Origin of the sequence: Humibacillus xanthopallidus, assembly GCF_044793955.1 — a bacterium.
GTDB lineage: Bacteria > Actinomycetota > Actinomycetes > Actinomycetales > Dermatophilaceae > Humibacillus > Humibacillus xanthopallidus_C.
The window spans coordinates 3871784-3886160 of record NZ_CP084995.1; the positions used below are offsets into that span (position 1 = coordinate 3871784).

9 protein-coding genes and 1 pseudogene are annotated in these 14377 nt (G+C 67.6%); 6 read left to right on the forward strand and 4 right to left on the reverse strand.

Annotated elements, in window-relative coordinates; all coding sequences use genetic code 11:
- Window positions 1–165 precede the first annotated feature (165 nt).
- Entirely contained in the window at window positions 166–864 is a 699-nt protein-coding gene (locus LG278_RS17495) for a GAF and ANTAR domain-containing protein (protein ID WP_404388790.1), read from the reverse strand.
- A gap of 279 nt (window positions 865–1143) precedes the next feature.
- On the opposite strand from LG278_RS17495, the gene LG278_RS17500 reads away from it, so the two are divergent.
- The 3 genes from LG278_RS17500 to LG278_RS17510 all read left to right on the forward strand — a co-directional run bounded on the left by LG278_RS17500 (window position 1144) and on the right by LG278_RS17510 (window position 4662).
- Entirely contained in the window at window positions 1144–2247 is a 1104-nt protein-coding gene (locus LG278_RS17500; protein ID WP_404388792.1) for an ANTAR domain-containing protein, read from the forward strand.
- A 292-nt stretch (window positions 2248–2539) separates the two neighbouring features.
- Window positions 2540–3154, forward strand: coding sequence for a fatty acid desaturase family protein (locus LG278_RS17505; RefSeq protein ID WP_404388793.1), 615 nt, complete (start codon window positions 2540–2542; stop codon window positions 3152–3154).
- A 587-nt stretch (window positions 3155–3741) separates the two neighbouring features.
- The gene (locus LG278_RS17510) at window positions 3742–4662 is read left to right on the forward strand and encodes an IS982 family transposase (RefSeq protein WP_404388794.1); all 921 of its coding nucleotides are present in this window, start codon (window positions 3742–3744) and stop codon (window positions 4660–4662) included.
- A gap of 312 nt (window positions 4663–4974) precedes the next feature.
- Here the strand turns inward: LG278_RS17510 and LG278_RS17515 are convergent, their stop codons facing one another.
- Window positions 4975–6369, reverse strand: coding sequence for a DUF2252 domain-containing protein (locus LG278_RS17515; RefSeq protein ID WP_404388795.1), 1395 nt, complete (start codon window positions 6367–6369; stop codon window positions 4975–4977).
- An 893-nt stretch (window positions 6370–7262) separates the two neighbouring features.
- Here LG278_RS17515 and LG278_RS17520 point away from each other — a divergent pair.
- Window positions 7263–8586, forward strand: a pseudogene (locus LG278_RS17520) (IS256 family transposase).
- Between the two features lie 78 nt (window positions 8587–8664).
- Here LG278_RS17520 and LG278_RS17525 read toward each other — a convergent pair.
- Both LG278_RS17525 and LG278_RS17530 read right to left on the reverse strand, forming a co-directional pair.
- Window positions 8665–8790, reverse strand: a complete 126-nt coding sequence (locus LG278_RS17525; protein WP_404388796.1) for a hypothetical protein — start codon at window positions 8788–8790, stop codon at window positions 8665–8667.
- 111 nt (window positions 8791–8901) lie between these two features.
- A complete protein-coding gene (locus tag LG278_RS17530) occupies window positions 8902–9210 on the reverse strand; it encodes a hypothetical protein (protein ID WP_404388797.1) in 309 nt (102 codons plus the stop codon).
- A gap of 156 nt (window positions 9211–9366) precedes the next feature.
- Between LG278_RS17530 and LG278_RS17535 the strand changes: the two genes are divergently transcribed.
- Window positions 9367–10092, forward strand: a complete 726-nt coding sequence (locus LG278_RS17535) for a TetR/AcrR family transcriptional regulator C-terminal domain-containing protein (RefSeq protein ID WP_404388799.1) — start codon at window positions 9367–9369, stop codon at window positions 10090–10092.
- 655 nt (window positions 10093–10747) lie between these two features.
- Entirely contained in the window at window positions 10748–14365 is a 3618-nt protein-coding gene (locus tag LG278_RS17540; protein WP_404388800.1) for a DUF11 domain-containing protein, read from the forward strand.
- The last annotated feature ends 12 nt before the right edge of the window (window positions 14366–14377 follow it).

Sequence of the window (14377 nt, forward strand, 5' to 3'; positions counted from 1 at the left end):
GGTTGCAAGGGAGGGTGGCAGATCGGTGACAGCGGCGCTCGAGTCGTCGCCTCGCTCACAGCGGGCCCTACAGAACCGTGTGCTGTATGCCTCCGCGCGCCATTGCCCACCGCCGGTTCGCCCTCGTGCCTCAATGGTCGGCCCTTGCGTTGGCGGGCTACTGAGTCAGCGACCCTCAGGTGGGTGGACGATGAACATCGCGAGTGCGACGACGGGGACGCCTGCGCGTGCGGCGGCCTGGCGGAGGTTCTCTTCGGCCCGTTCGGTGCTGACCTGATGGGTGTGGGCCAAGACGCCGATGGCGACGTCGATCGTGTGTGCATCTTCGAGTATGGCGGGGGCCTTGGCTGCCTCGAGACGTGAGCTGAAGGAGAGGTCAGCGTTGGTGACCGCACCCGCGGCCCATGCACCGAACAGGTCGGCGAGGGCTGCGTGCTGGCCGTCGAAGCTGTCGGGGCGTGCCCCGTAAAGGTTGACGCTTCCACTGACGGCTGCTCCGTCGAAGGTGGGCAGCGACAGAGTGCTCTGGACGCCGGCGGCGGCGCTGCCTTGAGCGAAAAGCTGCCAGCGACCCTCGTCCAGAAGGTCTCGATGGTCGACGTTCACCCGTTCGCCCCGGCCGACGGCTTCCTCGCAGGGGCCTGAGTCGGCGTATTGGAGCCCGTCGAGGGCAGCCACTGTGGAGTCAGTTGCGGCGTAGGTCAGGGTCACGCCCTTGCTGACCTCGGTCAGGCTCAGCCCGACGAGGCTGGGGACCAGATGCTGGGCCTGGTCTGCCAGGCCTGAAAGCTGGGCGTTGACGTCGTCGTCCTGGTACTGGGACAGCTGGCGCAGTGCTGCCTGCGTTTCCGGAATCGGTTCCACGACGTGGGCATACCCGATCTCCACGCTGTCAGCGCCCTGCTGGTGTGGCCCGCGTGCAAAGGTCGGTGACTCTGAGGGCGGATGACCGGGGTGGTCCAAGGGGCGGCGGCGGTTATTGAGAGGTTCTCGCCAATGTCGGTCTCTGCGGACGCACGTCTCCAGCGGGCCCCCGTAGTGACCCCTTGGGAGGGGCCTCTCCCAGGATCCCCTTTAAATCGGGCATCGTTGATCTCGGCTGCGGGCCCGGATTGGTGGACCGCCCGGCGGGGACCGGAGCGTATGCTCCCCTTCGTCGGTGGCGTCGAGGACGGGAACGATCTAATGACTGCGCAACCACCTGAGGTGGAACGCCAGTGGGCGGCGGAGAAGCGCGACTTCGTTAGTGACCGTCGTGACGAGCTGGCTGATGAGCGAGACGTGGCTGGTGCTGTCAGAGACATGACGGCCGACGCGCGGGAGCGCGCGTTGGACCGGCGCGAACGTGAGCTGGACGCCCGGGAGGCAGCACTCGGGCTATCGCGCGGCGCCGCGGCCACAGCGGAGCGAGACGAGGCTCGAGCGACGCGGGGCCAGGCGAGGCAGGACCGGGAAGGTTCAGAGGTCGAGCGACATGCGGCCGCTGACGCCCGGGAAGAAGCAACAGATCGACGGCTGGAAGCCACACCGACCACCGGGCTGGCAACGGCGTTCGCCACCATCGCCGAGAATCTCTACGCCGCGGATACCTATGACGCTGTCCTTCTGCGTATAGCTGAGACTGCGGTGAGCACCGTCGCAGGGTGCGAGATGGCAAGTGTCACCGTCAGTGAGGAAGGGACCCTTCGCACAGCCTCGACAACGGACGTGGCCGCGTCAGCGGTCGACCAAGCACAGTACGACGCCCAGGAAGGACCCACACTGGATGCTGTCGAGACCCCGGTCGTCTATGCGCAGTCGTTTCCCGACCCCCGGTGGCCGACGCTCGCGTCGCAGCCGGCCGACTTGGGTGCTCACTCAGCGGCCTCCTACCGCCTAGGATCCACGGGATCTGCGACCTCCGGCGCCAGCGTTGAAGGATCGCTGAACACGTACGGCATCGAGCCGGAGGCGTTCACCGACGAGGCGCAGCAGATCGGACTGATCCTCGCAGCGCACGCCTCCATGGCCGCCGGCGCGGCACGTGAACGCGACGCCTTGCAGGATCTGGCAGACAACCTGCACAAGGCCGTTCTCTCCCGCGATGTCATCGGCCAGGCCAAGGGGATCCTGATGGAACGGCACAAGCTCACCCCGGAGGGCGCCTTCGACGCCTTGCGCCTGGCATCGAGCCGGTTGAACGAGAAGCTCCACGCCGTGGCCCTCGATCTCGCCGAAACTGGCGAACTGCAACGTAGGGACCCCTGACGGATGATCAGTTGACGGAGGCCGGCGCAGATCACGCCAGTTTCCGCAGGTGTCGCCCGTCTAGGAACAGCGCCGCGACGCAAGAATCGGGTTGCGCTGAGCTGCCTCATATTGGGTATGTCCACAGTGATCGATCAGACGTGTCCCCGGACCCCGGCGCGTCGACCTCGAGGCTGCGACCGGAGTGACCAAGGGCCCGTCGCGAGAGTCAAGCGACGAACTGTCTCACGGGTGATGCCGTCGATCCACGGGCCCCGAGGGCCGCCATCTGTCTGCGACCCAGGACCGGATCATGTCGACACCAGAGCAACGCGTCATTTCCGCGGTCTCCGCCGCGTCCACCGTCAGTGCCTTCAGCGCTCTGACACGACAGGTCCAGGAGATGGGCCTGCTGCGCCGCCGGCGCGGTTACTACTGGATCGCACTGTGCGCCGTCCTGACGCTGTCTGCGTGGGTCGCCGCGTTCGTGAGGCTGGGTGACACCTGGTGGCAGCTCGGGATGGCCGCGGTGCTCGCAGTCATTCTCACCCAGGTCGCTTTCCTCGGACACGACGCCGCTCACCGACAGATGTTCACCTCGAGCAGATGGAATGGCTGGGTCAGCCTGGTGGTCGCCAATCTCCTGGTCGGCATCAGCCATGGGTTGTGGCGCAGCAAACACAACCGGCAGCACGCCAACCCCAACAAGGACGGCGCCGATCCGGACGTCGCACCCGGTGCGCTCGCCTTCACACCGTCCGGCGCCAGGCGTTCGAACTTCCGGGTGGTGCGGTGGGCGGTCCGGCACCAGGGCTGGTACTTCTTCCCCCTCACCCTGTTCGAAGGTGTCTCTCTCCACTGGGACGGCATCCGGCGGGTCACGTCGCGGCAAGCATCGAGTTGCGGGGGGTTGAGATCGCCTCCCTGACAGCCCGCCTCGGCGGAGGGACAGCGCTGGTGTTCCTCGTGTACGCCGGGACCACCCGGTGCGCCAGACCTCGGCCCCGATCCGTTCAATCAGAGCCGGGGTTCCGTTATGACATCAAAAATCATCATCGTGGTGGCGGCACCACGATCTCGGATTCGAGGCCAAGAGGCGTCGACAGGGCCGCCCACTCGATAGCGCCGCACGCCGACGCCATGGCGCGGGCGCTGCCGGATGCGACAGACCTTGAGGCGATCGTGTTGGCGGTCGCGCGGGGTGTTCTGCAGACCATCCCTGGTGCCCGCTACGCCTCCGTCACGGTCACGGTCGCGGATAAGAAGGCCGACCTCGAGTGCGGAGGGTCAGCGCAGCGAGTGACGCGACCGCACGAGCGGCGGACTGAACCGTGCTGAGTCTCCCGGAGGGGTGTTGATCCAGCAAGGGCGACTGGGACCCTGCCTGCAGACACCGAGCGTGACGGCAATCGCCTAGATGATCGATTCCAAGGTGACTGGTGTAGCGCGTGTGACTTGAGGACGAGGGTGCCCAAACTCGATGTTGTGAACCAACTCGAGCCTTGGAGGGCCTTCGTGGACCCCGATCTGGACACCCTCGCCACCGCAATCTACGTCAGCACCGACGATCTGTTGAAGGCTCGCCCTGAGCTGGTCCCGTGGCGGCCGGCGGTCGGGATGAAGCCGAAGGTCAGCGACGCGGAGATGATCACCCTGGCGGTGCTGTCGGCGGTGCTCGGCTTCGATGACGAGGCCCGCTGGGTCGGGCACGTCCGCGCCCAGTGGCGCCACGTGTTCCCCTGCCTGCCACACCAGCCCGGGTACAACAAGCGGCTGCGCCGACTGGGCCCGGTGATGGTGGCCCTGCTCGAGCACCTGGCCGCCGACACCAGCGTGGCCCTCGATGACGTGCTGGTGGTCGACTCCACCCCGGTCGAGTGCGCCCGGTCCCGGGAGACCGTCAAACGCTCGGACCTGGCCGGCTGGGCCGAGTACGGCTACTGCGCCTCCCACTCCCGCTACTTCTGGGGACTGCGCCTGCACCTGGTGTGCACCCTGCAGGGGCTGCCGACCGCCTACGCCCTGACCGGCGCCAAGGCCGACGAGCGAACCGTGCTGACCGACCTGATCGGCTCAACCCCGGCACTGGCCGGCGGTGGCCGGACCATCATCGCGGACAAGAACTACTACGGCCGTGAGTTCGAATCAACGCTGGCCGCAACCGGGTTCACCCTCCTACGCAAGGCCCGGACCGGGAAGAACCCCAGACTGGGACCCACCTGCTCAAACCGCTCCGACAAACCGTGGAATCCGTGTTCGACACCCTCAAGGGCAACTCAGCCTCAAACGACACGGTGGCCGCACCCCGACCGGTGTCATCGTCCGCGGCCTGCAACGACTCCTGGCCATGACCGCCGCCATCTGGCACAACGACCACACGGGCCAAACCGTGCTGCGGTCCCTGACCGCCTACGACCACTGACCCCTTGGAATTAGTCTTCTAGCGGCCGCCTGTTGTCCGGCGACGGTTCGGCGTTGCCGTGGGCGCCACGGTGTCGGACGCGGTCACTCTCGGGCTTGGGAGCGGCCCAATCAGGGTGGGGTGGGGCCAGTTGCCTAGAGTTGCTCGACGCCTGCCCGCCTGAGCCCTGATCCACCGATTGGTGAGCGGGTGAAGCGGGTCGTGACGCGCGAATGCCGCTGTGGGTCGGGAGGATTGGACTTGGGCAGGTCGATCCGACGGGCTCCGGGGGGCATCCGACAAGTGCAAGCACCACCTCAGCCGCCGCGGCACCGCCTACCTTCCTGTCAGAGCCCGGTCTGTGCCTCCAGCCGGCCGGACTGGACGGCGTGGACCAACGCCTGGTAGTCGCGCTCGTTCTGGTCGGCGTAGAGAGCGGAGAAGTCAGCGATGGCGCGGTCGAAGGTGTCGCTGTTCCCCAGGTATGACGCGATGGCGATGCGGTCCCCGGAGCGGGCATGGGCACGAGCCAACGTCGCTCCGCAGATCTTGGCGTAACCGGTCATCAGGTTCGAGGCCATGTTGTCGACGTCGGCCGAGCCCTTCCAGTCGCGCAGCTGACGCAGGTAGAAGTCGCGCACCTGCCCGTCGAGCCCGGTGATCCGCTGCCAGCCTAGAAAGTTGTCGCTGCTCGCCTGCATCAGGCGTTGGCCGGCCACAACTCGCTGACCACTGTTGCGGTACTTGCTTTTGCCGACGAACCGTTCCAGCACCGACTCCTGGGCCTCCTTGGCCTGCAGGAACAGTGGATCCTGGTCGTCTCGCCCGAGCATCAACGCGATCCACGCACGAGTACCGACACTGCCGACGCCGACCACCTTGCGGGCGAGGTGTACGTAGTCGAAGGCCTCCAGCAGCTCGCGGCGGTCGGTCTCCAAGGAGCGGCGATAGGACCGGATCAGCTCGCGCAGCTCCCTCTCGACGTCGTCGCGACCCAGACCCGGTGGGATCAGCTCCTCGATCGGGACGATCAACGGGGGGTCGGACACGATCCTGCGCTCACCGTCCACCACGTGGGTGAGCTTGCTGAACGCCTGCATGCTGTCACGGGTTCGCGCCTTGGCTGCGTTGGCCGCGGCCTTGGCCTGCTGCTTCTTGGTGGCAGTGGCCTTCAGTTCCTCGAAGATCCGCTCGACCGGGATGTGGGCGTACCAGACCTCCAGGTTGCGGGCCGCAGCGAACTCATGCATCCGCTTCCGGTACTCCGCGACGCCCGCCATGACCACCGCGCGCCGGTCGGCGGGTTTGAAGCCGCGGTCTCGCCCGGCGATCTCGAAACTCGCCGCGAGCCGCTTGACGTCCCACTCCCAAGGCCCGGGAAGGGTCTCGTCGAAGTCGTTCATGTCGAACATCAACTGCCGCTCCGGGGAGGCGAACACGCCGAAGTTCGACAGGTGAGCATCACCACAGATCTGGGCGTTCAGGCCCGAGCGGGGGGTGGCCGCCAAATCGGACGCCATGATCAACGCGGCCCCGCGGAAAAAGGTGAACGGCGAGACCATCATCCGCCCGTAGCGCAGAGGAACGAGCTCGAGAACTCTGCTCGCCCCCTGTTCCTCGAGCAGCGCGATCGGGTCCGGGCGGCTGTCCGCCGGTTCCCATCGACCGTGACTGCTCCTCGGGGTGTCGTTGCGGGCGGCCTTACCCCGGGCCACGCGCTCCTCGGGGCTCAGATGCGCCACCCTTCTCGCGGGCGCACGCTGTGCTTGAACTGCGGGTGTTCCGTCCGTCGACGTGGTCATTACGTTCTCCGTCTCTAAGGAACTCATGGCGTCGAAGAGCGATAGGAATCCGCGACCACGGCGTCAACACGCCACACAACCATCTCTCCCGGCACGGCGCCTCACCCCAAAAGGGGGAGTCGCCGCGCTGGCGGACCCGCCCACCGCGCCGATCCGCCGTCTGCGTGGCGCCTTCATCTGGAGGAGGGCCCCGACGTCCTGCTCGACGCTCTGGCAATGCTTCCTGATCCGCTGGCGCCGGCGCCGGCGACGCTACTGCTCGGCGACGGCCCGCTGCGGACGTCCCTCGCCCGGTCGCTCGCCCTCCGGCTCCTAGATCGCCGGAGCCACCGTGCACGTCGTCCCGTCCGGGAGAAGGGCTGGTCGCAAAGCGCCGTCCCCGCTTTGGGGTCTGCGGGTGCCGGTCGTCGGCACCGCCGTCGAAGGGCTCCCACGACCCTGGGGCAGGGCCGCGGCGTGCTCGGCCCCCGTCCGAGCACCCCGAAGAGCTCGCACCCGCCAATCGACGAGCCCCTGCACGGTCGCGGAGTTCCCGACCCGGGATCGGGACCCCGATACGCGGGTGCTCTTCACGCCCGAACGGATCGCGCCCCACTACGCCGACACCTGCCGCCGACTCCGGCTTCCCGATGAGAAACGACCCACCTGACAGGCCCAAGAGCGAGGCTCGTCTGGAACTCGCAATCGCATGGCCGCGCCGCACCGTGCGTCATTTCGGCTCCTCTCTGTTGGGACCCCGCCAGGCGGACTTCGCGATCGTCGCGACCGAGACTGTCCGACGAACGGGGTAACTGGCCCAACGCGCTGACGGGTTCAGCGGGAAGGGTCGGATGATGACCGAGACACTGGTGGGCGTGAGCCCACTGCGGAAGGCAGGCAAGAAGTCGCTCACACCTGCTGAGGTGGAGCGTGCGGCGGTGCGCGAGCTGGTCAAGGCTGCTCGCGCCAGGGGTGAGGAGCTGACCGGCCCGGAGGGGCTGCTTAAGGCGATCACCAAACAGGTCATCGAGGCCGCCCTCGAGGAGGAGATGACCGAGCATGTCGGCTACGACAAGCACGCCGCCGAAGGGCGTAACGGGGCCAAGTCCCGCAACGGCACCCGCGCGAAGACGGTGCTGACCGACAACGCCGGCCCCGTCGACATCGAGGTGCCGCGGGACCGGGACGGCAGCTTCGAGCCGGTCATCGTCAAGAATCGGCAGCGGCGCCTCACGGACGTGGATGCGGTCGTGTTGTCGCTGTGCGCCCGCGGGTTGACCACTGGGGAGATCAGCGCGCACTTCGCCGAGATCTATGGCGCGTCGGTGTCCAAGGACACCGTCAGCAGGATCACGGACAAGGTTCTGGAGGACATGCAGGCGTGGTCCTCGCGGCCGTTGCAGCGGGTGTATGCGGCGATCTTCATCGACGCGATCATGGTCCAGGTCCGCGACGGGCAGGTCGGCAACCAGCCGTTCTATGCCGCGATCGGGGTCGACCTGCACGGGCACCGGGACGTGCTCGGGCTGTGGCCCGGCAACGGCGCCGGCGAGAGCGCGAAGTTCGCGATGTTCGTGCTGACCGACCTGCGCAACCGGGGCGTGGCGGATGTGTTCTTCATCGTCTGTGACGGGCTCAAGGGTTTGCCGGACAGCGTGGAGACGGTCTTCAACGAGACGATCGTGCCGACCTGCATCGTGCACCTGATCCCTGCATGCGACTGGCACGTTCCGGTACGCGTCGAAGAAGTACTGGGAGGCCATCGCCAGGGACCTGCGCCCGATCTATACCGCGCCAACCGCGGACGCGGCGTGGGCGGCGTTCGAGGAGTTCGAGGAGTTCGAGGAGAAGTGGGGCAAGGCCTACCCGGCGATCCCGAAGCTGTGGCGCAACGCGGGGGAGCAGTTCATCCCGTTCCTGGCCTACGACCTGGAGATCCGCAAGGTGCTCTGCTCGACGAACGCGATCGAGTCGCTCAACGCCCGCTACCGGCGGGCGGTCAACGCCAAGGGCCACTTCCCGACCGAGCAGGCCGCCCTCAAGACGCTGTACCTCGTCACGCGGAGCCTGGACCCCAAAGGCCTCGGGCAGGCACGATGGGTGACCCGGTGGAAGCCGGCCCTGAACGCCTTCGCGATCACCTTCGCCGACCGGATGCCGGCAGCGGAGAACCTCTAACCATGAAAACGCCAGTTACACCGATTGTCTGACGGACCCTCGCGACCGCATGAGGATCGGCGGGCCTGGCAGGAGTCTTCAGCGGAGTACGACGTTGAGGAGGATGGTTAGTGCTACGGAGGCCAGCACGGAGATCAGGATCATCGTCAGGCAGCCCGGCGCGCCGCCGAGCGGGCGGATACGGATGGTGCGTCCTCGTTCCATGGTGTTCGGCTGCTTTCCTTGAGGCGGTGGTGGCGCTTGTTCGTGGGTGTGCAGCTGGACCGCAGCCACCCTGTTGCGGGGGCTGCGGTCCAGCGTGACGAGCGTTAACTGTCAGGCGTCGTAGTTGTCGTACGCGTCGCGGCTGCCGGCCTTGGCCAGGCCGCGGGCGATCATGTAGCCGATCGTCAGGTAGGTGATGTAGCGGAGGGCGTCGAGGGCGCTGAACGGGTCGACGCCGTTGCCGCCGGAGGCGCCGCCATCGTCGTTGACCATGAAGGCGGTGACGGCGACGGCGAGAACGACGGCGATGTAGACGAAGAACTCGGTCGTCTTGGTCGAGGCCTTGGTCTCGGTGGTCAGGCGGCGGGGCCGGTCCACGATCTGGTCGGGGTCGGCGTGGGTGCGGGTGGCGTTGCTCATGGGGATGCCCTTCGGTTCGTTTGGGGGCGCTGAGCCTCTGGCCCAGTCGCTGGCGGGGGGCGTCGGCGCCGCACCCGCTGTTCTACGCTGTAGACGGTAGACGTAGACTACGCGATAAGCAAACCGGGACCGGCGCACTTGTTGGAGGATCGACCCATGACACCGCAGTCAACGAACCCCTCGCCGGCCCCGCCAGCAGACCGTCCGAAGCGGTCCCGCCGCGGGACGTTGAGCCGCGACGAGGTCCTGGCCGCGGCCGTGCGGCTGGTCGACGCCGATGGCCTGGACGGTCTGACGATGCGGCGCCTGGGCCAAGAGCTCGGCCGCGACCCGATGGCGCTCTACCGCTATACCCGCAACCGCGAAGCCCTGTTGGACGGGGTGGCCGAGCACGTCCTGGACCAGCTCGACATCCCCACTGAAGGATCAGAGTGGCAGGTCGAGCTGCGCCGCATCGCGCACGACGTCCGCGCCCTGGCCATGGCCCACCCGCATGTCGTCCCGCTGCTCGTCACCCGGCCCCCGATGACCCCCCTCGGGCTGCGACCGTTGGGAACGCTGCGCCCCCTCGAGCGGATCCTGGAGCTCCTCACCAACGCCGGGTTCCCGCCGGCCGACGCCCTGCACGTCTACCGCACCTACTTCGGGTTCCTCTTCGGCAGTCTCTTGAACGAGCTGCAGGAAGTCAGCCACGACCCCGAGGAGTCCGAGGCCCTGCTCCGCCTTGGGCTGCACCGTCTGCCAGCCGACGAGTTCCCGCTCCTGCGCGGCCTCGCCAGCGAGCTCGTCCGTTTCGACGGCGCCGCCGAGCTGGACCTTGGCCTGGAAGCCCTCCTAATCGGACTTCAGGCCCGCCTAGATGGTCACGTCCATCGCCAATGACAGCCATACCCGCGCCCCGCGGCGGATAAGGCCGAGGTCATCCCGGGAGTAGCTCCGCCCGGGCGGCGTCCCGGCGGAAGCGTGCACCGATCAACCGGGCCAATCATGTGTCGACGCTTGGCACCCACGCGGAGTGGCTGACCATCGCGCCACGCACGCTCAGCTGGCGATACCAGCGACCACGGCAGTCGTCTATCAGCCGCGAAGCGGGCGGCACCCTCCGGCTGTCGCCTCATCTGCTCACTAGAGAATTGTGGGCGGGAGGAACCCATGTCTTCCGGAACACTGCGACGCCGGGTGGGGCTCTGTTGCTACCCATTCCTGTGGCGCGAAGTAGCCGGTGCACGGAGCAAGCGTCCTAGTTTTCCGCCGTGGCACGAGATGGTCTTGCCACCGCCGGAGGCCGCCGGGGCCAGGCACCTCGCCGACCGCTCTCTTCTCTGTGGAGCACTCCAGCACCTCCACTAACGCGCGCACCACAGGTAGGCCCGGATGTTCTTGTTCCACAGGGCATTTCGGGCACCTTCCCCAAACGACTGCGGTCAGAAGTGGTGCGGCAGGAGACTGAGAGGTCTCTTTAGTCCACCTCAGGGAAGGTTCGGACATGTTTGGTCACCTCGTCCCTCGTGTGCTGGCGGTCAGTTTGATGGCGGCAATGCTGCCCCTGGCCCCCGCGCTTGCGACCACACCGGTGCAGGGCACGGTGACGCAGAGCGGCAGAGATACGGGGCCGTTCGTCAGCCAGCCGTTCTCGGCTGGCCGCACCAACAAGGCGCTCAAGTCCATGGGCCACAACACGAGCGCGACACGCGTCGACCCGGGCGAGGGCCTGGGCCGCGGCCGGAGCGCGCCTGCGGCCCGGGGCACGGGCACCAAGGACCCCGTCCTCCAGACGGCCGAGGCCCCGTCCGCGGCGACGAGCAAGAGTTCCGCCTCCGAGGCCGGCCAGGAGCTCACCGCGCCCCTGGTGTCCTTCGCCGGCCAGACCAGTCCCTTCAGCCCTCCCGACCCCAACGGTGACGTGGGGCCCAACCACTACGTCCAGATGATCAACTCCCAGATTCAGATCTGGGACAAGCAGGGCACCACGCTCGCCGGCGCAGTGAACATCAACACGCTCTGGGTCAACGGCACCACAGCGGGCACCGGCTTCGACCAGTGCCGCACCCAGAACGCCGGCGACCCGATCGTCCTCTACGACCAAGAGGCCGACCGGTTCATGATCAGCCAGTTCACCAACCCGAACTCGGCGACCGGTCCCGGTGGCACATTCCCGATGTGCATCGCCTACTCCCAAACGCCGGACCCGACGCAGAACTGGTTCCTCTACCAGTTCAACCTGCCGCGGTCGCACGACTACATGAAGTACGGCATCTGGCCCGACGCGCTCTACATGTCGACGTACGAGGGTGGCTCCGTCGGTGCCTACGCCTTCGACCGCGCGCAAATGCTGTCCGGCTCGCCCGCGACGTTCCAGTCCTTCAGCGTCGGCGTCGGCGGCGGCGTCGACGGACGCGAGCGCCGCATCGTCCCGGCCGACTGGGACGGAGCGAACCCGCCGCCTGCGGGAGCGCCCAACCCGTTCGCGATGTCGTTCGACGGCGCCTTCGACGGTGGCAACGACCGCATCGAGATCCGGTCGTTCCACGTCGACTGGGCCACCCCGGCCAACACGACATTCACCCTCACGGACACGCTCAACACTGCGGCCTTCGACACCGACCTCAGCTGCTCACCCAACTTCCGGGCGTGCATACCGCAGCCCGGAACGACGAACCGGGTCGACTCGCTGTCCAACCGCCTGATGGCCCGCCTGCAGTACCGCAACTTCGGCGACCACGAGGCGATGGTCATCAACCAGACCGTTGACGCAGACGGCGCCAACCGCGCGGGCGTGCGCTGGTACGAGCTGCGCAACACCGGCGCTGGCTGGTCGATCTTCCAGCAGGGCACCTATGCGCCGATCGACGGTGTGCACCGCTGGATGGCCGCGGCCGCCATGGACGGTCGGGGAGACATCGCCATCGGGTACACCTCCTCCGACAGCACGGCGACGTTCCCGTCGCTCGCCTACACAGCCCGCAGCCTCAACGACCCGATCGGGTCGATGCCACAGGGTGAGCAGACGATGACCGCCGGCACCGTGTCCCAGACCGGGTCGAACCGCTGGGGCGACTACGCGAGCCTCAACGTCGACCCCGTCGACGAGTGCACGTTCTGGCTCACCGGCATGCACGACAACGGCCTGACGACCATCGGCTCGTTCCGGTTGCCGTCGTGCCTCCAGAGCGACCTGCGGATCACGAAGTCCGACTCGCCCGACCCGGTCACCGCCGGGCAGGACCTCACCTACACCCTAACGGCGACCAACGACGGTCCGGCGACGGCGCAGGCCGTCACCATCACCGACGTGCTGCCGGCCGGGGTCACCCTCGTCAGCGCGCCCGGTTGCACCAACGCCGCCGGCATCCTGACCTGTGCCGTCGGGACACTCCTGCCGGCCCAGTCGGTCGTCATCGGGATCCAGGTCCACGTGCCGTCGAACTTCCTCGGCACCAACACGTCCGGCCTGATCACCAACACGGCCTCGGTCGCGGCGGCCAACCAGACCGACCCGACTCCCGGCAACAACACGGCAACCGCGACGACGACAGTGCAGGCCAAGGCCGACCTCGCCGTGACGAAGGTCTGCAAGCCAGACACCACCGCACCCGCGGGCACGGAGGCCTTCTGCGACATCCACGTCGACAACCTCGGACCATCCGACGCCGTCAACGTGACGCTCACCGACGTTCTCACCTCGAGCACGCCGTTCTCGGTCACCGGGGTCACCGTGACCCCGTCCGGCACGTGCGCACCGACCACGGCCGGTCCGGCTACCGCGATCACGATCACCTGCAGCCTCGGCACCGAGCCGGCCGGGGGGCGCACCACCGTGCGCGTCCTCGTCACCGCAACCGACGTCGCCGAGGTCAACGACGTCGCAACCGTGTCGAGCCCGACGCCCGATCCGGTCACGGCCAACAACCAGGCGACGGGCAAGGTGATCTTCACCGGCTCCGCCGACCTGAGAGTGACGAAGACCGGACCGGCCTCGGTCGTCGCCGGAACGCCGATCCAGTACGTCGTCACAGTGACGAACAACGGTCCCTCGCGGGCCGTGGGCGTCGTCGTGACCGATCGGCTGCCCACCGGGGTGACCTTCGTGTCGGTGTCGACGACCGTCGGCACCTGCACCTACGGCCAGCCCACCGGGCACGACCTGACGTGCAACCTCGGCAACCTCAACGCCGGGGCGAGCGCCGTCGTCACCGTCAATGGCACGGTCGCACCGGACGCCCCGCCCGGCACGATCCTCGTCAACGAGGCCGTCGTGTCGAGCACCACGGCCGACCCGGACAACGCCAACAACCGGGTCAGCGTCCCGACGGGCGTCACGGCCTCGGCCGACCTGCGGGTCACCAAGACCGACTCGCCCGACCCGGTCATCGCCGGCAACCTCCTGACGTGGACCATCGTGGCCACGAACGGCGGCCCCTCGACGGCGACCTCGGTCCTGCTGACCGACACGATGCCGTCCGGCGTCACATTCGTGTCCGGCGTCAACAACAACGGCCAGACGGTGTGCACGCTCGTGCAGACCACGACCGTTGAGTGCGCCGTCGGCACGCTGCAACCTGGCCAGTCCGCGACGGTCCAGCTCACCGTCCGGGTCGACGCCTCGCTCAACCCCGGCGCGGTGCTGAACAACAGCGTCACGGTCAGCTCGGCGACGCCGGATCCGGTCCTGGGCAACAACACCGCAACCGCGGCCACCACCGTCAACACCCGGGCCGACGTCTGGCTCGACAAGCAGGCGAGCAAGCGGTCCGGCAACCCGTCGCCCACGCTCATCTACACCCTTGTCGTGCACAACGGCGCCGGGTGCGAGACCGACGCGCAGTCAACGCAGACCCCAACGTGTGGCACCGGAGGCCCCTCCGACGCCCGCGACATCGTCGTCACGGACGTGCTGCCGCTGACGAACAAGAAGCTCATCGTGCAGTACGTGTCGCCGCAGTGCACCTACACCAAGGCGACGCACACCGTGCGGTGCACCTCGACCAACGTCCCCGCCGGTGCATCGGTGACGTTCGTCATCGAGTCCCAGGTCTCCGGCAGCGTCGGCACCATCCTCAACACCGCCTCCGTGACAAGTTCGACGCCGGACCTGACGCTGGGCAACAACACCAATGCGGCATCGATCGTCATGAAGGGGGGCACGGGCAGGTAGGCCGCCCAACTG

Coding starts and splice junctions, on each gene's coding strand:
- LG278_RS17540 (WP_404388800.1), top strand. CDS start 10,748: ATGCTGCCCCTGGCCCCCGCGCTTGCGACCACACCGGTGCAGGGCACG.
- LG278_RS17500 (WP_404388792.1), top strand. CDS start 1,144: ATGCTCCCCTTCGTCGGTGGCGTCGAGGACGGGAACGATCTAATGACT.
- LG278_RS17505 (WP_404388793.1), top strand. CDS start 2,540: ATGTCGACACCAGAGCAACGCGTCATTTCCGCGGTCTCCGCCGCGTCC.
- LG278_RS17530 (WP_404388797.1), bottom strand. CDS start 9,210: ATGAGCAACGCCACCCGCACCCACGCCGACCCCGACCAGATCGTGGAC.
- LG278_RS17535 (WP_404388799.1), top strand. CDS start 9,367: ATGACACCGCAGTCAACGAACCCCTCGCCGGCCCCGCCAGCAGACCGT.
- LG278_RS17525 (WP_404388796.1), bottom strand. CDS start 8,790: ATGGAACGAGGACGCACCATCCGTATCCGCCCGCTCGGCGGCGCGCCG.